The sequence below is a fragment of the Planktothrix rubescens CCAP 1459/22 genome (assembly GCA_904830895.1).
In the GTDB taxonomy this organism is placed as follows: domain Bacteria; phylum Cyanobacteriota; class Cyanobacteriia; order Cyanobacteriales; family Microcoleaceae; genus Planktothrix; species Planktothrix agardhii.
Window position 1 is genome coordinate 1,999,038 of sequence record LR882958.1, and the last position, 20,139, is coordinate 2,019,176.

General features: G+C 39.1%; 21 protein-coding genes. 11 read left to right on the top strand and 10 right to left on the bottom strand.

From position 1 onward, the window contains the following. Positions 1-17: 17 nt before the first annotated feature. The 4 genes from moeB to pdxA form a co-directional block, all read right to left on the bottom strand. Entirely contained in the window at positions 18-1,190 is a 1,173-nt protein-coding gene (gene moeB / locus NMG86_RS09360) for a molybdopterin-synthase adenylyltransferase MoeB (protein ID WP_026787201.1), read from the bottom strand. A gap of 87 nt (positions 1,191-1,277) precedes the next feature. Then, a complete protein-coding gene (locus tag NMG86_RS09365) occupies positions 1,278-1,751 on the bottom strand; it encodes a M67 family metallopeptidase (protein ID WP_026793654.1) in 474 nt (157 codons plus the stop codon). Positions 1,752-1,788: 37 nt separating this feature from the next. Then, on the bottom strand, positions 1,789-2,988 hold the full coding sequence (locus NMG86_RS09370; RefSeq protein ID WP_026797506.1) for an MFS transporter: 1,200 nt from the start codon (positions 2,986-2,988) through the stop codon (positions 1,789-1,791). 5 nt (positions 2,989-2,993) lie between these two features. Further along, on the bottom strand, positions 2,994-4,031 hold the full coding sequence (gene pdxA, locus NMG86_RS09375; protein ID WP_036831508.1) for a 4-hydroxythreonine-4-phosphate dehydrogenase PdxA: 1,038 nt from the start codon (positions 4,029-4,031) through the stop codon (positions 2,994-2,996). Positions 4,032-4,146: 115 nt separating this feature from the next. Between pdxA and NMG86_RS09380 the strand changes: the two genes are divergently transcribed. Beyond that, on the top strand, positions 4,147-5,130 hold the full coding sequence (locus NMG86_RS09380; RefSeq protein ID WP_026797507.1) for a hypothetical protein: 984 nt from the start codon (positions 4,147-4,149) through the stop codon (positions 5,128-5,130). Positions 5,131-5,190: 60 nt separating this feature from the next. On the opposite strand, the gene NMG86_RS09385 is transcribed toward NMG86_RS09380, so the two are convergent. Then, entirely contained in the window at positions 5,191-7,095 is a 1,905-nt protein-coding gene (locus NMG86_RS09385) for an iron uptake porin (protein WP_026797508.1), read from the bottom strand. Between the two features lie 792 nt (positions 7,096-7,887). Between NMG86_RS09385 and NMG86_RS09390 the strand changes: the two genes are divergently transcribed. Beyond that, positions 7,888-8,010, top strand: a complete 123-nt coding sequence (locus NMG86_RS09390; RefSeq protein ID WP_026787195.1) for a photosystem II protein Y — start codon at positions 7,888-7,890, stop codon at positions 8,008-8,010. A gap of 108 nt (positions 8,011-8,118) precedes the next feature. Continuing rightward, on the top strand, positions 8,119-8,370 hold the full coding sequence (locus NMG86_RS09395; protein ID WP_026793659.1) for a MoaD/ThiS family protein: 252 nt from the start codon (positions 8,119-8,121) through the stop codon (positions 8,368-8,370). Between the two features lie 26 nt (positions 8,371-8,396). Here NMG86_RS09395 and NMG86_RS09400 read toward each other — a convergent pair whose 3' ends face one another. After that, the gene (locus tag NMG86_RS09400) at positions 8,397-9,128 is read right to left on the bottom strand and encodes a glutathione peroxidase (protein ID WP_026787193.1); all 732 of its coding nucleotides are present in this window, start codon (positions 9,126-9,128) and stop codon (positions 8,397-8,399) included. A gap of 334 nt (positions 9,129-9,462) precedes the next feature. Between NMG86_RS09400 and rpaB the strand changes: the two genes are divergently transcribed. After that, a complete protein-coding gene (gene rpaB, locus NMG86_RS09405) occupies positions 9,463-10,224 on the top strand; it encodes a response regulator transcription factor RpaB (protein ID WP_026787192.1) in 762 nt (253 codons plus the stop codon). A gap of 200 nt (positions 10,225-10,424) precedes the next feature. Here rpaB and trmB read toward each other — a convergent pair whose 3' ends face one another. Both trmB and csaB read right to left on the bottom strand, forming a co-directional pair. Continuing rightward, the gene (gene trmB, locus NMG86_RS09410; RefSeq protein WP_026787191.1) at positions 10,425-11,063 is read right to left on the bottom strand and encodes a tRNA (guanosine(46)-N7)-methyltransferase TrmB; all 639 of its coding nucleotides are present in this window, start codon (positions 11,061-11,063) and stop codon (positions 10,425-10,427) included. A 30-nt stretch (positions 11,064-11,093) separates the two neighbouring features. After that, positions 11,094-12,134 carry a polysaccharide pyruvyl transferase CsaB gene (gene csaB, locus NMG86_RS09415; protein ID WP_026797509.1) on the bottom strand — a complete coding sequence of 347 codons (1,041 nt, stop codon included), beginning with the start codon at positions 12,132-12,134 and terminating at the stop codon, positions 11,094-11,096. Positions 12,135-12,245: 111 nt separating this feature from the next. Here csaB and NMG86_RS09420 point away from each other — a divergent pair, with 111 nt between their 5' ends. From NMG86_RS09420 to NMG86_RS09435, 4 genes are read left to right on the top strand one after another with little or no spacing between them, the layout of a single operon-like run. Next, positions 12,246-12,551 carry a DUF2499 domain-containing protein gene (locus tag NMG86_RS09420; protein WP_026787189.1) on the top strand — a complete coding sequence of 102 codons (306 nt, stop codon included), beginning with the start codon at positions 12,246-12,248 and terminating at the stop codon, positions 12,549-12,551. A 54-nt stretch (positions 12,552-12,605) separates the two neighbouring features. Then, positions 12,606-12,902 (top strand): DUF3593 domain-containing protein, encoded by a 297-nt coding sequence (locus NMG86_RS09425; RefSeq protein WP_026787188.1) that lies wholly within the window; start codon positions 12,606-12,608, stop codon positions 12,900-12,902. 5 nt (positions 12,903-12,907) lie between these two features. After that, entirely contained in the window at positions 12,908-14,122 is a 1,215-nt protein-coding gene (locus tag NMG86_RS09430) for a phosphate/phosphite/phosphonate ABC transporter substrate-binding protein (RefSeq protein WP_052338682.1), read from the top strand. A 37-nt stretch (positions 14,123-14,159) separates the two neighbouring features. Beyond that, a complete protein-coding gene (locus NMG86_RS09435) occupies positions 14,160-14,753 on the top strand; it encodes a hypothetical protein (RefSeq protein ID WP_237747602.1) in 594 nt (197 codons plus the stop codon). Positions 14,754-14,790: 37 nt separating this feature from the next. Here the strand turns inward: NMG86_RS09435 and NMG86_RS09440 are convergent, their stop codons facing one another. After that, positions 14,791-15,960, bottom strand: coding sequence for an FAD-dependent oxidoreductase (locus NMG86_RS09440; protein ID WP_043938744.1), 1,170 nt, complete (start codon positions 15,958-15,960; stop codon positions 14,791-14,793). A gap of 106 nt (positions 15,961-16,066) precedes the next feature. Next, a complete protein-coding gene (locus NMG86_RS09445) occupies positions 16,067-17,719 on the bottom strand; it encodes an ABC transporter ATP-binding protein (protein WP_026797511.1) in 1,653 nt (550 codons plus the stop codon). A 107-nt stretch (positions 17,720-17,826) separates the two neighbouring features. On the opposite strand from NMG86_RS09445, the gene psb32 reads away from it, so the two are divergent. The 3 genes from psb32 (at position 17,827) to NMG86_RS09460 (ending at position 20,095) form a co-directional block, all read left to right on the top strand. Continuing rightward, entirely contained in the window at positions 17,827-18,549 is a 723-nt protein-coding gene (gene psb32 / locus NMG86_RS09450) for a photosystem II repair protein Psb32 (protein WP_026787184.1), read from the top strand. Positions 18,550-18,630: 81 nt separating this feature from the next. Next, entirely contained in the window at positions 18,631-19,689 is a 1,059-nt protein-coding gene (obgE, locus tag NMG86_RS09455; RefSeq protein WP_026787183.1) for a GTPase ObgE, read from the top strand. A 64-nt stretch (positions 19,690-19,753) separates the two neighbouring features. After that, a complete protein-coding gene (locus NMG86_RS09460; protein ID WP_237747799.1) occupies positions 19,754-20,095 on the top strand; it encodes a hypothetical protein in 342 nt (113 codons plus the stop codon). Positions 20,096-20,139 lie beyond the last annotated feature (44 nt).

The following is a 20,139-nucleotide window of genomic DNA, read 5'->3' on the forward strand; positions in this document are numbered from 1 at the left end:
GGTTTAAACAACCTTAATTAATATTCGGGAACTGAAGCATCAATTTCTCGACTCCAAGCCAGAATTCCACCTTTAACGTTAGTTCCTGAAATGCCAGCTTCCTTGAGAATCCCTAAAGCTTTTCCCGAACGCATTCCCGATTTACAATGGGCAATTAAACGATGACTATTTAACAGTTCTTTGACTTGTTCAATGCCTTTTCCCTGCTCAATATCGGGTAAAGGAATTAACACCGAACCCGGAATTTTAGCGATTTCATATTCATGGGGATTACGAACATCAATTAATAGGAAATCATCCGCCCCACTATCAAGTAATTGTTTAAGTTCCTCAACGGTGATTTCAGGAATATCCATTTTCTGTTTAGCCTCCTGTTCTTGTGCTTGAGGAATTCCGCAGAACTGCTCATAATCAATTAACTTTTCAATCACTGGACGAACAGGATTGGGACGTAATTTTAACTCACGAAACGTCATTTCTAAAGCGTTATATAATAACAAACGTCCGCTTAAAGTTTGTCCTTTTTCCAGAATAATTTTAACGGTTTCTGTGGCTTGAATTACGCCAATCATTCCTGGTAAAATCCCTAAAACCCCGCCTTCTGCACAGGAGGGAACCATTCCGGGGGGAGGAGGTTCGGGGTATAAATCCCGGTAGTTGGGCCCATCTTGGTAATTAAAAACCGTTGCTTGACCCTCAAACCGAAAAATTGACCCGTAGACGTTAGGTTTGTTCAGCAAAACACAGGCGTCATTCACCAAATATCTGGTCGGGAAATTGTCGGTTCCATCTACAATCACATCATAAGGTCGCAGCAGGTCGAGGGCATTTTCTGAACTGATGCGGGTATTGTAGAGGTCAACTTGACAAGCGGGGTTAATCTCCAAAATCCGGTTTTTCGCCGATTCAATTTTGGGTTTCCCCACCCAAGCCGTCCCGTGAATAATTTGGCGTTGCAGGTTGGAGGTATCAACAACATCAAAATCAACAATTCCGATGCGTCCAATACCCGCCGCGGCCAAATATAGCAGCAAGGGCGAACCTAGTCCCCCTGTCCCAATACAAAGTACACTCGCCGCCTTCAGGCGTTTCTGACCTTCCAGACCGACTTCTGGTAAAATCAAGTGGCGGGAGTACCGTTCGTAGTCGTCTTTCGTTAACTGGATTTCATCCAGATTCGGATTTAGCATAGCAATTTTGACAAAAAATATAACCGTCCCAGTTAGGGATTTGGGTCATCAAAACTATAGATTATAGCTGAGGATGGGGAAGATCGGTTAATGTGTGATTAAGGGTTCGGATTGAAACTGATGATGCTGATCTAAACTCCAGTTTTGCAGGTCGGTGGTTTTTCCTTTTTCGACGGAAATAATAATATAAGAATAGTCTGACCACGCACAAACTCGATCAAATTCTGAGGGAATGGCGGGATGATCGGGATGGGAATGATAAATTCCGATTATGATTAAATTGCGATCGCGACCTTGTTTTTGAGCTTGAATCATTTGTTGAGGAGAAATGGTAAACCTACGTTCTGAGGTAACGGGTTTATTAGTAGTTTCTACTTCCTCAAAGGTTTTGGCTGTTTCAGAATTCCAAACGTTTTCTGTCGGAATAATATCTACAATTATTTTATCATAATTTTCGTTAATTTCGCCCATTAATAAACCGCAACATTCCTGGGGATAGGTTTGTTCGGCGTGGGTAGAAATAGCTTTAATCTGTTCTGAGGATATTATTAATTTAGACATCGGTTAAGGTTTATTTTAGAATAGATCAGAATTGTCTTTATTCAGTTATTTTGGGAATTGTTAATTTCGGCAAAAATAATACCAAAAAAGTTGTAATTAAAAATGCCATCATCCCCAAGCGATAATTGATTATAAGGTCAACAGTTCCCAATTGTTTGATGATGAAATCATATCCACTCATCGCCAAAGAAAACGCCCCAAAATATACTCCTATTCCTAAACCGCTCTTCTGGGATGGAAATAAAGAAAAGGCAATGGGGACAATTCCATTGGCGACTAAACTATAGCTGGCAATCATTAATAAACTAACCAGAATAATTATAATTTTATTCACAACAAAAGACGAGAATAATAATAAAATAGCTGTTGTTATTAATCCAAGTAATGTTGCTTTATTATTGCCAATTTTAACAGCAAACAATCCCGCAGGAATGGAAGTAAATGCTAATAAAACTAACCCAGAAAACATAATTAATTGGGTATTGCCACCATAATTTTTGATCACTTGAGGAAAAACTTCCCCTAAGATTAATCGAGATCCTAATGCTACAAATAACCCTAATAATGCCACAAAAACTAAGTTTCTGAAATATAATTTTTGAGTCGGTTCTTCTGACTGAGGAATAACGCTCAAATCAGGATTAAAATATCTTAAAATACCCACAGAACCCAATAAAACTAAAGACCCAATAGTAAAGGTAATTCCCGATCCTAAACTGAGAATAAACTGACTAGAAATAGGACGAATTGCCCCGACAATACCCCCCATAACAACTAAAATACTCATGGCTTGGGGGAGTTTTGTTTGTGCAGCATATTGACCTAATAAAGCCGTAACTGGACTTCTAAAAAGCGCCATGGCAACGGCCCATAAAATCAATAGAATTGGGAATATCCAATGTAAGGAATTAAGAGATTGACCAAAAATATAAAAGGCGGGAATGGCAATAAATAAAGCTGAGGCTAAAATTACTCCTAAACTAATTAAGGGAAAACGAGTTCCCAGCCATCGCCGTTGACGGTCTGAGAAATTTCCTGCTATCGGTTCAATAATTACCCCTAACGCATTTTCAATTACTAAAATAGTTGGGAATAAACCGGGAAATCCAAAAGTTGTTAAGAGTTGAGGAACATATAATCTATACAGTAACCAAGTTAAGCTAATTGCGCCTTGAACTAAGGCTAATCCGATTAACTGAAACCAAAGAATAGACGGTTTAGAAGTTGAGGTTGACATCGGAATTAAGGATTAATACGATTATTTACTAATTCTATGCCCAAATCAATAGCTGCTTTCATACTTGACCCATCAGCTATTCCTTTTCCCGCAATATCAAAGGCTGTGCCATGATCGGGAGAAGTTCTAATAAAGGGTAAACCAATTGTAGTATTGACTGCCCGATCAAATGCCATTAATTTAACCGGAATTAACCCTTGATCATGATACAATGCGATGTAGGCATCATGGGCATTTTTTCCTAAATTAAACCAGGCTTGACCGGGCTTAACCCACATTGTATCAGGGGGAATGGGGCCGTCTAATTGAATATAGGGATAGCGATCGCGTTGTTGATTTAACCAAGGAATTAACCAGTCTTTTTCTTCTGTTCCTAACTGCCCATTTTCTCCGCTATGGGGATTTAATCCGGCTACGGCAATTCTAGGATTTTCTAATCCAAATTCATGGCGTAAACAATCGACCAATAACTCTAATTTTAAACTCATTAATTCCGGGTTTAAGGTTTGGGAAATTTGCGTTAGGGGAATATGGGTCGTAGCTAATAGAGTTCTTAATGTCCAGCCTGTATAGGGAGAGCGGGCAACAAATAGCATTCCAAAGCGTTTAACCTTGGCTTTTTCTGCTAAAAATTCCGTTTGTCCGGGATAATTATAACCCGCTAAATTCCAGAGATTTTTAGCGATTGGCCCGGTGATAATTCCATCAAATTCTCCTTGTAAAGTTCTGGTAATAGCTGTATCTAAATATTGAAAACTGACCGCCCCACTGGTTTGATTTCCGACCCCGATTTCTAATGGGGGTAAACTCGGATCAGGCTCTAAATCAATCACCCGTAACTGATTAGGTTTTGCCGCCTGAAATCCCTGATTTTGTAATTGCTGATAGGTTGCTTGTAAAATGCGATCGCTTCCCACTATAGTTAGATCACACTGTTGATGCAGTGCTGGATCAGCTAAAACTTTTAATATTACTTCTGGCCCGATGCCTGATGGATCGCCTAATGTTATCGCTAAACGAGGTAATTTTTTAGACTGAAGCATAATTCAATATCCTTAAAACCATGTTAATTTTAATTGATATCATACAATAATCCTAAAATTGTAGTAAGCCCTTCAGGGCTTTCTTTCCCTTATTTCTCCCCACTTTTAACCAAATATGAATATTCCCTCAACCCTTAATGTCGCCATCGGCTTATTTTTTATTTATTTACTTCTGAGTTTATTAATATCAGAAATACAAGAATTTTTAGCCAGTTCTATTTTTGATTGGAGAGCCAAAAATTTATATCGTTCTATTCAATTTATTTTAGGAGATTCAGCAACAGAACTTCTGTACCAATACCCTTTAATTAAATCTTGGAAAGATTATAAACAACGGGTGAATAAAAATTCTGTTGGGCCATCTTATATTCCTAATTCAACCTTTGCTTTAGCATTAATTAGTGTAATTATAGAAAAGTCTGGAGTTCAACCCGAAATCAATAGTTTAACCATTGATGATTTTATTCTAGCGATTAACTCAGAGGAGATCAAACAGTTTTTTGATCCAGATCAAATTAAACTATTCAAAATTTTAGCCATAAAAACCAAAAATCAAGCCGGAGATACTGCTAATTTTGAATCCTTAGAAACAGCGATCAGCGATTGGTTTCAACAGTCTATGAACCGGGCATCGGGAGTCTATAAACGGCAAGTAAAAATGATTACACTTACCATTGGATTCCTAGTCGCCATGGGATTAAATGCCGATACATTAAATATTACTAATCGTCTTTTTCAAGAACCTGTTTTACAGGAAAATCTCAGTCAAAGTATTGATATTATCCTAACTAACAATCTTAATTCTCCTTTGAATAACTGTTTAAACTCAGATGCTGACTTGACAAAAAATTGTCAAGATTTAACCGAAAATTTTCTCTATTCTTATTTATTTGACTTTTCTTCCTTGCCTTTAGGATGGGATCAATCTAACTTAAATCAACAGTTTAATTCAGGGGAAAATATTGTTATTCAACTATTTAAAGTTATCATGGGCTGGGGATTAACTGCGATCGCAATTTCCATGGGTTCTTCCTTTTGGTTTGATCTTCTCAACAAATTAATTAACGTTCGGAATACCGGATCAAAACCCCAATCTTGAAGTCATAAAAAAACCAGCCTCTCAAAGAAACTGGTTGATTCAATAAATATTAAAAGGGAATTAGAAGCGGAAAGTTGTCCGCAATGTTCCCACAACAATCGTGTTGTTGTTGCTATTATGATCAGGATTGGTGACGACGTAGAAACCCGGTGTCACAGCGATGTACTCGCTGAGGGGTAAGCGATAGAAACCTTCAATATGAATAGAGGTGTCTCTGTCTTCCAAACCACTAATAGAATGACTGGTGACTTTCGGAGGCATCCCCACAATTAAACCCCCAGTATCTCCTTCTCGGAGTAAATCGGGGAATCCTAACACCGCAGCCCAGTTAATAATGGTGGCGCTGCCGTTTCCTCCGCGTTTTTGATCAGCCCAGGTACTCCCAAACCAACCGCCGATGGAGAAATGGCTGGCCACTTTCCAGTTCATTTGTACGCCCAGGTTATCTGTGGTTGTGGCGTTTTCACCGAAGGGTTTATTAGCACCCCAACTGCCTGTACCACCGGAAACGTATACGTTATCGTTACTGAAGTAACGGTGGTTATAATCCAAGGAAAAAGCCAGGTTATCAGTTGGCGCAAAGACTAATTGAGCCATAGCACCATAGGTACCATTGAACATACCTGTACCCTGGCTGGCTTGAGAAGCAAAACCATCATCGGCCATATAACCCAGGTTAGCTTTAAAAGCGTGACTAAAGGCATATTCCACACCTAAGCCCGTACCAGAAGGCCCTTGGAATGTCGTCGGGTTAAACCGTCCAAAGCGGGAAATCGAACCAGCGGCATCATCACCAAAGGGAGTCAGAACATCTTGAATATCATCCAAGGCTAAACCTTTTGCACCAACCCAGACTAACCCTTTTCCTTGGGAGAAGGGGTAACGGTAGGTGAGGTTATCCAGAGTCACGTTGCCAGGCTGACCATCAATGCCCGTCCGAGACATTAGGGTATTGGTGACATCAAAAGCACTCAAATCCGGTATGGATTGGGCTTGTAAACGGGTTCTGAGTAAATCTTGGCCCGTGAAACTGGTATCAAAGTTTAAACGAGCGCGGTAGCCAAAATAGGCTTCGGCGGGGTCATCGCTCGTATCGGCAAACTGACCGACCACATTATAAGACGCCCGATCTCCAAGGGCATCTCCTGGCCAGAACACCACTTCTCCCCGTAGTTTAGTAGTGGTAGAGAATTGATTGGCTTCCAGTTCTCCGGCGCGGGCTTCTAATACCGTAATTCTTCCGCGCAGACTGGCTAATTCGGCTGCAAATTCTTCCATGAGGCGTTGCAGTTGCGCCAAATCCTCACGGGTGACTAAATCTTTGGTTGAGGCAGCAATCAGTTCATTAATCCGCTCTAAACAGGCATTCACCCCAGCAGCGAATTCAAAACGGGTTAAAGCACGATTCCCTTTGAAAGTTCCATCGGGATATCCTGCAATACACCCATAGCGTTCTACTAAGGATTGTAGAGCTTGGAACGCCCAGTCCGTCGGTTGAACGTCGGACAGTTGGGAGACGGAGGTAACTTGAGCTTGACGCTTGTTGCCCCGACCTTCACGGCCATATTCATTAAGCTGTTGCATCACCTCGGCGTTATTGGCCGCATCGCCTTGAGGTGCAGCATCGAGATCAGCTAGGGGAATCTCGCTGTTAGCGGGAGTTTCGATGCCTCTACTGTTCCCTGCTCCAGCATGGGGATTCACGGGAACCTGAGCTAACTGTTGCGGTGGGGTGAGGGTCAAAATGTCCAAAGGATTCACAGAGACTTGCTCACTGATTTTTAACTCAGTTTGGATGGGTTCCAAAGGGGTTTCTGCCGGGGCAGATACTTCGGTTGCCGCTGCAATCGCAGTGGGCCCGGCCTTAGTCACGGGTAACTCTGCTAATGCTGTCATCGGGGCTAATAAACTAGCTCCTAAGACGGCAGGACTGAGTAGCCATGCTTTCAGTAGTATTTTCGACACTCTATTTGCTCCTCACACGGGTCTAATTTTGATATTCTAGCAAGCACTTTCACCAAACCTACAACCATCAATTAAAATCTGGGATTTTTTTGATGTTGGTTTTGTTCCGACTTCAGGGGTGGAAGTGTTGGCACAATCCAGTCCACAGGCTCCCACGGACAAGTTATCCGCCGAATATTATTCACTCACTTGATTGTTGTGAGGTTGTCTGTGGTTCTTGAATTTTTCAGATTCTATCAGACTGAATCTGATTTAACCAGGTTATGCTGATCTGTTGGAAATCCCTATTCTACCCTAATTCTTGCCAGATGACCTAACAGATTAGAGCTTAGACCATTTAATGGGTAATGGGTAATGGGTAATGGGTGTAAGGATGAGGTTAGGGGTGAAATACAAACTGCCCATGCTATTGAATCAGACGCCGAATTTTGCCGTATGCGGCGTAGGATTTGCCGTCGGCAGACTCGCGGACTTCATCCACCACATATAGAACTCCTTCAGCTACCCTGTTCCCTCCCCCCCTAGCCCCCTGTGCACGGGGGGTTTGGGGGGATGTTCCCTCTCTCAACTAGGTAATTTATTTTGTGCAACTACTTATAAGTATTTTAACTCAAGGATTGTAACAAAACTTTATATTCTGGGATCGGGTTCTCATTCTACTGATCCTCGTAATCTGATAAAATGGGGTTAACAGAACTGGCAAAACAGCCTCAGTCCTCTCTTGATTACCAGAATAGTTGGAATCAAAACAAAAAGATGAAAGATGTTTAAAAAACTTTAGAAGGAGAATCTATGGATTTCGATTTTCGCATTTTGATTGTTCTATTACCCCTAATTGCAGCATTGGGTTGGGTTTTTTTTAATATTGGTGCGATCGCCATTGGACAAGTTCAACGCTTTTTAAATAAAAGTTAAACGTAACTTCTCAGCGATATTTCTTCCTATCCTGTTATGATACGGGGTAGGTTTTTTTCTAAAATGGGTAATGGCTAATGGGTAATGGGTAATGGGTAATTACGAATTATGTCAATCACAGTTACGGTGAAACTATTTGCAGTCTTTCAAGAAGCCTACAAAGTTCCAGAATTAGTATTGAATTTTCCACCAAAAACTCCCATTTCTGCAATTTTAGATCGGTTAATTCAAGAACACCCAGAACTAGAAAAATGGCGAAATGTCACCAGGTTTGGAATTAACCTAGAATTCGTTAATCCTGATACTGAAATACAGGATAAAGATGAAATTGTTTTAATTCCTCCGGTTAGTGGTGGTTAATTCCCTGAACTATTAAAAAGGAATTATTAGACTCCAAAATGCTTGGCTAAATCCTCAGAACCACCAATTAGTTTTCCATCAATAAAAACTTGAGGAACTGTGGTACCTCCGGTGACTGCTTGCAAACTTTTGGTTGTAATTTCTTTCCCTAAAACAATTTCTTCAAAAGCAATTCCTCGCTCTTTTAATAGGGCTTTAGCACGGGCGCAGTAGGGACAACCTACTTTTGTAAACAGCGAAACTAAAGGGAGTTTGACCGCATTAGGATTAATATATTTGAGTATAGTTTCTGCATCGGAAACTTCAAATGGATCGCCAGCAACTTCCGGCTCAATAAACATTTTTTCGATGATCCCATCTTTGACTAACATGGAATAACGCCAGGAACGTTTACCAAATCCCAAATCGGTTTTATCAACTAACATTCCCATCTTTTCTGTAAACTCTCCATTCCCATCGGGAATTAAGGTAAGATTATCTGCTTCTTGATCTTTTGCCCATTCATTCATCACAAAAGCATCATTCACAGAAATACAAATAATATCATCAACTCCATTTTCCTTAAATACGGGTGCTAAATCGTTATAACCCGGAACATGACTACTCGAACAAGTAGGAGTAAATGCACCGGGTAACTCAAAGACAATGACGGTTTTCTGTGAAAATAACTCATCGGTTGTTACATGAACCCATTCATTATTTTTCCGCGTTCTAAAGGCTACATTGGGAACCCGTTGACCTTCGTGATTTTCTAACATTGGTTTCACTGTTGTAGTGGTTACTAATCTGCCATGATAACATTATTAATGTTTTGTTTAAAAATATTAACCCATACAACTGAATATTACAGTAGATTGTGGATATGTTAAGTTTGATAACAAATTGAAAACCTATGTTATCATAAATAGGCAGCAATCTAAGCATCAGACTGAATCACCCACCCCAAAAACAAGTGAATTTCCGTCCCATCATGTCATTGTGCAGGTTGTCGGAATTTGTGGGTTGAAGCAGTCCTGAGAACCTGTAAGCATTGATGTGATTTGCTTTTGCCTTGCTCGATTAACGGCTGATCCATCTATTATAAAACCAGATATGAGTTTACAAACACAATTTGATGAAAAACGCAACGGCGAAAAAATTCTAGTTGCCGATGATGAGTCTGCGATTAGACGGATATTAAAAACTCGTCTTTCGATGGTGGGCTACAATGTGGTCGTTGCCGCTGATGGTTTAGAAGCGCTGGAAATGTTTGAAAAAGAAAGTCCTGATCTTTTGGTTTTGGATGTAATGATGCCGAAATTAAATGGTTATGGCGTGTGTCAAGAACTTCGCACAAAATCGGATATTCCGATTATTATGTTAACTGCATTAGGGGATGTGGCGGATCGAATTACGGGTTTAGAATTAGGAGCAGACGATTATTTAACTAAACCGTTTTCTCCTAAAGAATTAGAAGCTCGAATTCATGCGATTTTAAGACGGTTTAAAGACACGACTCCATCCCATAGTTTGAGTCCAGAGATGATTCAACTCGAAGCCGTGCGGATTGATACGGTTAAACGAAGGGTTTATAAGGGTGATAAAGTGGTTGCCTTAACCTATATTGAATTCAATCTTTTGGAGTTATTAGTTAAACGTTCTGGGAGTGCGGTTTCTCGTTCGGAAATTCTCAAGGAATTATGGGGATATACGCCTCGACGGATTGCGGATATGCGGGTTGTGGATGTTCATGTTGCGCGGTTACGAGCAAAAATTGAAGAAGATCAACGCAATCCTGAATATATTTTAACGGTGCGAGGTGTCGGTTATTCCGCCCAACGTTTACCCGGTGTGGAAGAAGCTATTGGCGCTTAATTTTTTTCAAATAAAAACTTTTCAAAATTTAAAGGCAACTTTCGTTTTTCTGTTTTTTGTAAATTTTAAACCTCGATTTCCCCCCCTGAAAAATAGTTATCATCAGTTATAGATTAATATAATTTAGGGTCTAAAATCGAGAATTGGAGGAGAAATATTCAGGCAAAAATTACAAGTCTGAATGTTTCTCCTCTGTTGTTTTAATCAGATGTCTTGATAAATAAAGCCCGATAAACGGGTTCATTTCGTTCTAAAGTTGATTGTTCTCGTTCTGTGGAAAGGGGAAGGGGATTTTCCGTTAACCAGTCATTTTGGGTACGATGAAAAGCGGGATGTTCAGAAAAGCGATCGCACATTTCTAATGCAACTTCTCGTATATCAGACTGGATAAAAATTTCTGTTCCTGCTAATAAATAATCGGCTAAATTATTAACTAATTCCGGTTGAACAACTCGGCGTTTTTGATGGCGTTTTTTAAACCAAGGGTCGGGAAATTGAATACTAACTCGTTTTAATAATCCTGTTGGTAAGGAGGCTAAAATCGGTTGAATTGAAGTATTGGCATTACAAAATAAATAATGTAAATTCGTTAATTCCAGTTGATCTCGGATAATATTAGCTTCTTCAACTAAGCTTTCTCTAATTTCTAATCCCAAATAATTCCATCGAGGTTCTAATTGGGCAAATTCCCATAAAAATTGACCTCTAGCGCAGCCAATATCTAAATGAATGGGTTGGTTAGAATTGGTATAAATCTTTGACCAGTCAGGCGGAATTACCGGAATTAGATATTTTTGACTGAGGGGATTAACGTGCTGACGAACTCGGACGCGGGCCATAAATAATGATTGTAAAATGAACAATAGGATTTAATGAAATTGGGAGTATAATAGTTCTTTATGAACTTTTGCCCGATCCACAAAAAACTCGATTTTTCCCTGGGAAAAGGGTTGATTATTAGCATAACAATCAATCCAGATTTTACTAATTAAGTTAGGATCTTTTGGGAGTTGATCAATTTCCCATCCGGGTAATTCTAATTCTTCTATTAAACGGCTAACTTTAGGATCATAACTCAAGGCAAAACAGCGACATTGTTCTGTTGCTGCCATAATTAAACTATGAAATCGCATTCCAATCAAAAATTCAACTCCTCGAAATACTCCTTTTAATTGTCGAGGATCATCTAATATTAGAATTTGACTATTTTCGGGTAGGGCTTGATGTATAATTTGGGCGATCGCTAAATCCTGAATAGGCTGAAACGGAATTAATAAAATAAACGTTTGGGTAGCTTTTTGAAAAGATATTAATGCCTGAGTAATTAATAATAACCGTTCCGGCGTCAATTGGGGGTGAGGTCGCAAAGTCAGGGCAACTCGTGGCGCGGGTAAATCCCACAACCCGGCCACGGGTCGAGATTCCAAGGCCCAAACCGGATCAGGGGCCAGGGTAAAGGGAATATTCCACTTAGATAATAACCTTGCAGAACCCACATCACGCACGCTGACGGCACTACAGCCCGAAAAGGTTTTTTTTGCCAGCCATCGAGAAATAGAACGGTTCAAGGGGCCAATACCCTGGGCCCAGGCAATAGTTGTGAGTCCCATCCGTTGCGCTAATCCCATCAAAGCGCCATAATAAAAAGGACTGATGGCACTGGTCACATCTTGGATCAGACTCCCCCCGCCCCAAATTAAAGCATCGGCGCGACAGAGGGCGTTGAAAACTTCCATCCCATTCATCCGGTCGCAGGCTTCCACCTGATAATGGTTTTGGGTTTGGCTGGGGTTTCCCGACAAGATAATTGGTTCAACCGTAGGCGGTAGCATTTGTAACAGCGATGCTAACAAAGCCTCATCCCCGCCATTGCCCTTTCCATAATATCCACTACAAATTACCCGTTGCATGGCCTCCCCTTTCTCCAGTTCCCAATATTAATATCAGATTGTACGCTAATTAAATTAACATAAATATCAGACTCAAATATTAACTAACTTTCTGTTATCAATTGTCAAATTATGCACGCTTTATCTATTCCGACCTGGGTAATTCATATTTCGAGTGTGATTGAGTGGATTGTCGCGATTTGGTTCATCTGGATTTATGGAGAAGTGACTCAAAATCGAGCTTGGTGGGGTCTTTCCTTCGCCATGTTACCATCTTTAGTCAGCGCCATGTGTGCCTGTACCTGGCATTATTTTGATAATCCTGCCTCCTTAGAATGGTTAGTTACCTTACAAGCAACGATGACGGTGGTAGGAAATACGACCCTTTGTGTGGCGGCTTGGTGGATTTGGCGTAATGCAAATTCCGTTAAAAATTAAGGTGTTTAGCTTGATTATACACAATATTTGATGCCCTCTAACCTCTAAAAAACAATGTTTTCAAAAGATACTTTATTTGCGATTTCTCTATTTCCCTATTTAGGGTTTTTGTGGTTTTTAACTCGTTCTGGACAAATGCCCCGTTTAGCTTTAATGGGATTCTATGGAACATTAGTATTTGTCGCGGTAACAATTCCGGCGGGAATTTATGCCAAAGTAGTTTATCAGGAATCTTTAGCTAATATTGATTGGTTACATGGCGGGGCAGAAGTCTTTTTAACCTTGGCTAATATTTTACTGGTTTTAGGATTTCGCCAAGCGATCATTGAAAAACAATCCTCGCCAGAATAAAAAAAATGAGTTCTCCTAAAACTAACCAGGCTTTAATTTTAACCATAAGTGCCATCTTGAGTTTATCTTTATTTGGCATTATGGTTTATCTTTTTGTTAATCCTAAAACGGGTTTAATTCCATTAGTATTTTCAGAAAAAAAACAACCAATAAACCGTTTAGAGACAAATTCCCTAACTATTGGAATTTTAGTGAAGTCAGATGATTATACCCCATTAGTTGAATATTTAAAACAACAGTTTGGTGATCAAATTACCATTACTATTGATAGCAAACTTAGGGAATCTTATCAAGAGGTAAAAAACAAACTGGCTACTAAAAAATGGGATATAGCTTTTACCCTTTCCCCGATGATTTCCGTAGCCGCTAAAGATAACGGATATATTTGGGTAGCGCGAATGTTTCCCCAGTCTCCACCCTATTATCAATCGGCATTATTTGTTGAAAAAAATAGTTCAATTCAGTCTATTTCTGATTTCAAAAATACCACCGTTATTGCTTTAGGAGATTTTAACTCTGCTTCTAGTTTTTATATGCCTAGTTATGATTTATTTGGCAAATCTCTGCGGGTAACCATGGGACATAGGGGGGAAGTCATTCAAGAGTTAGTTAGAACTGGGAAAGCCGATGTCGGTGCGACATCCTATGAAGCGGTTAAAAATGATCCTAATTTTAGGGTGATTCAGAGGAGTAGAAATATTCCAGGGTCAGGGGTATATCTTTCTCCTAATTTGTCAAATAATGATCAAAAAGCGATTACCCAAGCGTTAGTTAATGCTCCTGTAAATATCCAGAAAAAAGCAAATTATGGTGTTGATGGAGAACCGGATTTTTCCTCCTTTATTCAAATTAGTCAGAGAGCAGAAGAAGTATTAAAATGTGCGGATTTCACTCGAAATCCGGTTAACTTTTTCTGTTCTCCAGTAACTTCTACTATTTCATCGTCTTTGACAACAAAATCTAATCAAATTATAGGAATTGTTAATGGTTTAACCATAGTAGAAAATCAAATAACTCGGTTAACATTACAATCAAAAGATCAAAAGATTTATTATGTTTTCCTGAATCCAAAAATTTTGAATCAGATTCCTAATGCTGGAAGTGGGTTAAATCTACAAAATAAAACTATTGTAATTAAAGGAGTTATTCCCGAACAACAATCTAATAAAATTGATAAAATTGTGATTACTGACTCCAATCAAATCAGTGTTTTAAATTAACAAATTATCGAGTCGGAGGTAAACTATTATTATTAAATTGTTTTTAATAGGTTTATTACCTATTGTTTTCACTTCTAAAAGTTTTTATCCATCCATAATCGGTTTTTCTTCGAGAGAAATTAAACAGATTATAGCTACGATTATTCCCGATTTTTCTATCCCTAAAATTACTCCTATACAACCTGAGAAAATAGACCTTGACCAATGCGATGAAATTCCATCAGGCTACGGAATTCCTGGGTTTAGGCCAGGTATTGATAAAAATCAAGTCTTTCAGATGTTTGGGACTCCCGCAAAAATAGAAACTGGGTATTGGCCGAATACCCAAGCTGTTTTTTATCATTTAATTCCTAACCGCGTTAGTCTAGGTTTTTTGTTTGATGAAAAATCGGGTAAATTGCGACAAACGGAAGCTGCATTTTCCCAAGAAGTTGAATTACAAACTATTTTAATTACTTTTAATAGTATGTCAGGTTGTCGCTTAAATTCCACCCTAGAAGCTGGCTTAAAAATGGTTTATAACCGCAAAGATAACGATTATTCTTTTGCAATTGATTCACTCAAAGGTATTGTTGAGCGACAACAATCTGATCGCATTTATATCGGAATTTGGGAAACCGATTTACATTAGCTTGTTTCAATCAAAAAGTTCTTTAGTATCTGGTATGCTATATTTTTAAAAGACTGGAGATTATCCCCTTAAATTGTTTTATGAATTTTTGATCAATATAATCTTTCCATCGCCAAAATAAAGAATTAGGCCCAATATTAAACCATCCTTTTGATGCGATCGCTTTTTGATCTCCTGTCCCAATTAAAGTTAAAAATTCCTTTTGAGGAATAAAAGATTTCAGAGGTTTTTCTTGCGAACTTCTTTTTAAATTTTCAAATAGTGGTTGACCTTGACGCACAGCAAAAACTCCCGCTTTGGGTCGAGGATAATTAACCATTGTGGCGATATCTCCAGCGGCAAAAACTTGGGGATGGGAAATAGATTGTAAGTAATTATTGACTAGAATAAATCCCCTTTCATCCGTTGAAATTCCTGTTTTTTGTACCCAAGGAGATGCTGATGCTTGTGTTACCAAAAAAATGCGATCGCATTCTAGGGTTAGTCCTGATGTACAGCTAATTATTTTAACCTGATTCTGATCAATATTACTTACTGTTTGATTTAAGTGTACATTAATATTACGATTTGCGAGAATAGTTTTTACTTTCCGACTTAAATCGGGATGACGTTCAGATAATAGCCGATTACCGCTATGAATCAGATGTAATTCTAACTGATTTAAAGGTTGATTAAATTGTTGATAAATTTGGGTTAGATGGCTATGAATATTCAAGGCTAATTCAACGCCTCCCGCACCGCCACCGACAATGGCTAATCTAATTTTTTCTTGCGGATTTTGCTTGATTTTCTGAATTAATTGATCCCAATATTGCAAAAATTGAGAAATAGGTTTAACAGGAATAGTATATTTTATCGCCCCAGGAATAGTTAAGGTTGTTGGAATACTACCAATATCAATTGATAAAATATCAAAGGGAATAGGAGTATTATTTTTACAAATAACCTGATTTTTTTCTAAATCTAAACCTATTGCTGAATCAATATAAAGTTTAGCTTGAGCAAATTGAGCTAAGGACTGTAAATTAATATGACATTGATTAAAACTATAAAACCCCGCAATATAACCGGGTAACATTCCTGAATATGGGGTTTGAATTACATCCGTAATTAATGTTAATTCAACATTTGATAAGGGATTAATTCCCAATTGTTTTAAGGCGATCGCATGGCTATGTCCTCCACCAATTAAAACCAGTTTTTTCATGACAATTTAGGTGATTAAGAAAGATATAATAGAACCCTGAAGGGTTCACTACGAGGTGATTAATAAAGATATAATAGAACCCTGAAGGGTTCACTACGAATGATGATTATATTGTTTTTGCGAGGGAAGGAATAGCGGATAATAGGGTTTGGGTATAGGGATGTTGGGGATTAGTAAATATTGATTCTGTTTCTCCTAATTCAACAATTTTACCGCCGTTCATAACCGCAATCCGATCGGATAAAAACCGAGCCACCCATAAATCATGGGTAATAAACAAATAGGTTAAATTAAACTCTTGTTTTAATTCTAACATTAAATCTAAAACTTGGGCTTGAATACTCGCATCTAACATACTTACGGGTTCATCACAAATTAATAATTGGGGACGGGTCATTAAAGCTCTAGCGATCGCTACTCGTTGTTGTTGTCCCCCCGATAATTCCCCCCCATATCGTTGATAATATTCAATTGCTGGTGTTAATCCCACCCTTTCTAACATCGCTAAAACTTGGTTTTTTGCCTCCTCTGGAGTTGCTAATTTATGAATAAAAAGCGGATCAGCAATACTTTCTCCCACCGTCATCATTGGATTTAAGCAAGCATTAGGATCTTGAAATACCATTTGCATTTGACGGCGATATTTTCGCACCTGTTCAGAGGATAATTTAGTTAAATCTGTTCCTAAAAATTCTACACTACCATTTGTTGCCCGAATTAGTTGTAAAATAGTCCGAGAGAGGGTACTTTTTCCACAACCCGATTCTCCCACTAAACCCAATATTTCCCCAGGATATAATTCTAAATTAATCCCATCAACAGCCTTAATCACGGATTTTTTTTGTTTGGAAAAAAGTTGTTGAATAAATCCAGCTTCTAGGGTATAATATTTTTGTAAATCCTTAATTGATAATAGGGGTTTAGTAGCAGATGTACTCGTTTCTAAGCCAGGATTAACTGCTTTATTTTCAATATCCTGTAAATGTAAAGCTGACTTTAATAAAGATTGAGTATAGGGATGTTGGGGATTTTTAAACACCGTTTCCGATGCTCCCATTTCCACCATTTTTCCCTGATACATTACCGCAATCCGATCGCAATATTCCCCCACCATGGCTAAATCATGGGAAATCAATAAAATAGCTGTTCCCCGTTGTTCACAAAGTCGGGTTAATTCCTGTAAAATTTGAGCGGAAACTGTGACATCTAAACTGGTGGTAGGTTCATCGGCTACAATTAATTTAGGGTCAAGTAATAAAGCTAAAGCGATCGCTACTCTTTGACGCATTCCCCCACTAAATTCATGGGGATATTGTGACCAGCGATTGGCGGGAATTTTTACCGATTCTAATACTTCTAATGCTTTATTTTTAGCTTGGGAATTAGATAATTGAGGACGATGAGCTTTGAGGGTTTCTAAACAATGATCGCCAATGGTCATCAACGGGTCAAGGCGAGTCATGGGGTCTTGAAAAACCAAAGCCACCGCCTCCCCCCGAAACTTTTGCAACCGTTTTTCATCCATCCCAAACACGGGTTGTCCTTCAAACCGCACCTGTCCTTCAATTTGGCTGGTCGTGGGTAACAACCGCATCACCGCCCGCCCAATGGTGGATTTTCCGCAACCGGACTCCCCTACAAGTCCCAGACGTTCTCCGGGTTGTAGGGAAAAGCAGACATCATCAACGGCCCAAATTTGAGCCTTGCGGGAGTGGGGATAGGCGACCCTCAGATGTTCAACATCAAACAAACTTGGCATAATAACAGGGGATAAAGTTCACTGTTGATTGTTAGCAGACAAAGGAAAACCATTGTCTTGTATAGTTAGTATAGGGAAACCCTGCACTCATAAGATCAATTCTGACAATGATACAACAACTTAAAACAATATTAAATCGAGGGAACTTATTAACAGGATTCATAATTTCCCTCCTGTTAACGGTGATTCTTGGATTTTCAGCAACTCCGGCTTTAGCCACGGGAGTTTATCAAGTTCCAACTGTATCTTCCGGTGAGCAAACTTGGGTTGTGGAACTCGATGGCGTTCTTAGCCGTAGTACGGAAGGACGTTTAAATAATAGCTTATCTGAGTTAGCAAAAACAACCGGATATGAAGTTAGATTTTTAACTATTCGCCGTTTAGATTATGGAGAAACCATTGAAACTTTTACCGAAAAAGTCTTTCAAAAATGGTTTCCGACTCCTGAAGTTGCGACGAATCAAACTTTGTTGGCTTTAGATTTACTAACGAATAATGCGGCGATCCAAACAGGAGAAAAAACCAAATCTTTATTAACCGATGAAATAGCTGAAAGTGTGGTGGAAAAAACCCTAAAATATCCCCTTCGTAAAGGAGATAAATATAATGAGGCGTTTATTGCAGCCAGCGATCGCATCTCTGCTGTTTTATCAGGAGAACCCGATCCTGGCCCGCCCCTAGAACAAGATAATATTAGTGTTGAAAGCACCTTTAAATCGGCTGAAGAAACTGACGATATGAGTGCTACAATTATAGTAGTGGTCTTGTTAATCGTGGCGACGGTGGTTCCGATGGCAACTTATTATTATTTCCAAGCAAATCGGAGCTAAAAATCAATCAGATCCCTATAACCCCTTGAAAAAAGGGGGTATAGGAGGTTCCAAGATCCTACTCATTTCAAATTAAATAAAATGCAATTTATTGATCAGGTTGAAGTTGAAGTCGAAGCCGGAAAAGGAGGCGATGGAGTCGTTGCTTTTCGACGAGAAAAATATGTTCCTGCTGGGGGCCCAGCCGGAGGGAATGGCGGGAAAGGAGGTTCAGTTATATTAATTGCGGTTGACAACCTACAAACCCTCTTAGATTTTCGATATAACCATAAATTTAAGGCCGATGATGGTAAACGAGGCGGCCCGAAAAATATGACGGGAGCACAGGGAGAAGATTGTATAATTGAAGTGCCCTTGGGAACAGTGGTTTATGACGCTAATACCGATGAAATATTAGGAGATTTAATCGAAAAAAATCAACAATTTTGTGTCGCAGCCGGAGGTAAAGGAGGTTTAGGAAATAAGTTTTTTTTAAGTAACCGTAATCGCGCTCCTGAATATGCTTTACCCGGATTAGAAGGAGAAAATCGACGGTTAAGATTAGAATTAAAATTATTAGCAGAAGTCGGAATTATTGGTTTACCTAATGCCGGAAAATCCACCTTAATTTCCGCATTATCCGCCGCCCGTCCTAAAATTGCTGATTATCCGTTTACCACCTTAATTCCTAACTTGGGAGTCGTCAGAAAACCCACGGGAGACGGTACGGTTTTTGCCGATATTCCTGGGTTAATTGAAGGCGCCCATTTAGGGGCGGGGTTAGGTCATGAATTTCTGCGACATATTGAACGAACTCGCGTTTTATTACACTTAATTGATATTACCGATAGTGACCCCATTGCCAATTATCATACCATTCAAGAGGAATTAAAAGCTTATGGGAGAGGATTAGGAGAACGCCCTCAAATTGTAGCTTTTAATAAAGTCGATGCAGTCGATACTGAAAGCCCAGAAATTCAAGCTCTCGCTGCTCAATTGCAAGAATTGAATCAAAGCCCTATTTTTATGATTTCTGCGGTGGCTGGAATGGATTTAGATGCTTTATTACAAGAGGTTTGGAAACAATTAGATCAACTGTATTTAATTGATAAACAGAAGTTAGAACTCGAAACATTGATGTCTAACCCCCTATCAAGTTGATAATAAAAAGATTAACTTTATGTAAAGTTTTATCCCAAAATCTCTAATTCTCGGCTAATCTGGAATGAAACTCATCTATAGAGGAAGAATCGTGAAGAAATCCATGGTCGGTGTTCTAATGGGTGGAATGGTCAGCCTGATTGCTGCTGTTTATCCAGCAATGGCTGAGAATTGGGTGTATATTGGAAAAGCATCGACTGGAGAAGAAATTTATGTTGATGCGGATAGTATTTCGTCAGCCCGAGAAGGAATCAGATTTACTTACAGCATCGGTAATGAAACCCTTCAGGCGGCAGCTAACTGCAATAATAATACTTGGTATGTCCTGCAATATGATACTACTTATTCTCCCCAAAGTCAGGCAACTCAAGATCTGTTAGGCTATGTTTGTCAAGCCGGAAGTTAAATTAAAATCAATAGTTTTATTCATCAGTGAACTTAGCCGACTGT

What these genes read in the sequence shown, in the direction of transcription:
- moeB (WP_026787201.1), bottom strand. Translation starts at nt 1,190, where the DNA reads ATGCTAAATCCGAATCTGGATGAAATCCAGTTAACGAAAGACGACTAC.
- NMG86_RS09365 (WP_026793654.1), bottom strand. Translation starts at nt 1,751, where the DNA reads ATGTCTAAATTAATAATATCCTCAGAACAGATTAAAGCTATTTCTACC.
- NMG86_RS09370 (WP_026797506.1), bottom strand. Translation starts at nt 2,988, where the DNA reads ATGTCAACCTCAACTTCTAAACCGTCTATTCTTTGGTTTCAGTTAATC.
- pdxA (WP_036831508.1), bottom strand. Translation starts at nt 4,031, where the DNA reads ATGCTTCAGTCTAAAAAATTACCTCGTTTAGCGATAACATTAGGCGAT.
- NMG86_RS09380 (WP_026797507.1), top strand. Translation starts at nt 4,147, where the DNA reads ATGAATATTCCCTCAACCCTTAATGTCGCCATCGGCTTATTTTTTATT.
- NMG86_RS09390 (WP_026787195.1), top strand. Translation starts at nt 7,888, where the DNA reads ATGGATTTCGATTTTCGCATTTTGATTGTTCTATTACCCCTAATTGCA.
- NMG86_RS09395 (WP_026793659.1), top strand. Translation starts at nt 8,119, where the DNA reads ATGTCAATCACAGTTACGGTGAAACTATTTGCAGTCTTTCAAGAAGCC.
- NMG86_RS09400 (WP_026787193.1), bottom strand. Translation starts at nt 9,128, where the DNA reads ATGTTAGAAAATCACGAAGGTCAACGGGTTCCCAATGTAGCCTTTAGA.
- rpaB (WP_026787192.1), top strand. Translation starts at nt 9,463, where the DNA reads ATGAGTTTACAAACACAATTTGATGAAAAACGCAACGGCGAAAAAATT.
- trmB (WP_026787191.1), bottom strand. Translation starts at nt 11,063, where the DNA reads ATGGCCCGCGTCCGAGTTCGTCAGCACGTTAATCCCCTCAGTCAAAAA.
- csaB (WP_026797509.1), bottom strand. Translation starts at nt 12,134, where the DNA reads ATGCAACGGGTAATTTGTAGTGGATATTATGGAAAGGGCAATGGCGGG.
- NMG86_RS09420 (WP_026787189.1), top strand. Translation starts at nt 12,246, where the DNA reads ATGCACGCTTTATCTATTCCGACCTGGGTAATTCATATTTCGAGTGTG.
- NMG86_RS09425 (WP_026787188.1), top strand. Translation starts at nt 12,606, where the DNA reads ATGTTTTCAAAAGATACTTTATTTGCGATTTCTCTATTTCCCTATTTA.
- NMG86_RS09430 (WP_052338682.1), top strand. Translation starts at nt 12,908, where the DNA reads ATGAGTTCTCCTAAAACTAACCAGGCTTTAATTTTAACCATAAGTGCC.
- NMG86_RS09440 (WP_043938744.1), bottom strand. Translation starts at nt 15,960, where the DNA reads ATGAAAAAACTGGTTTTAATTGGTGGAGGACATAGCCATGCGATCGCC.
- NMG86_RS09445 (WP_026797511.1), bottom strand. Translation starts at nt 17,719, where the DNA reads ATGCCAAGTTTGTTTGATGTTGAACATCTGAGGGTCGCCTATCCCCAC.
- psb32 (WP_026787184.1), top strand. Translation starts at nt 17,827, where the DNA reads ATGATACAACAACTTAAAACAATATTAAATCGAGGGAACTTATTAACA.
- obgE (WP_026787183.1), top strand. Translation starts at nt 18,631, where the DNA reads ATGCAATTTATTGATCAGGTTGAAGTTGAAGTCGAAGCCGGAAAAGGA.
- NMG86_RS09460 (WP_237747799.1), top strand. Translation starts at nt 19,754, where the DNA reads ATGAAACTCATCTATAGAGGAAGAATCGTGAAGAAATCCATGGTCGGT.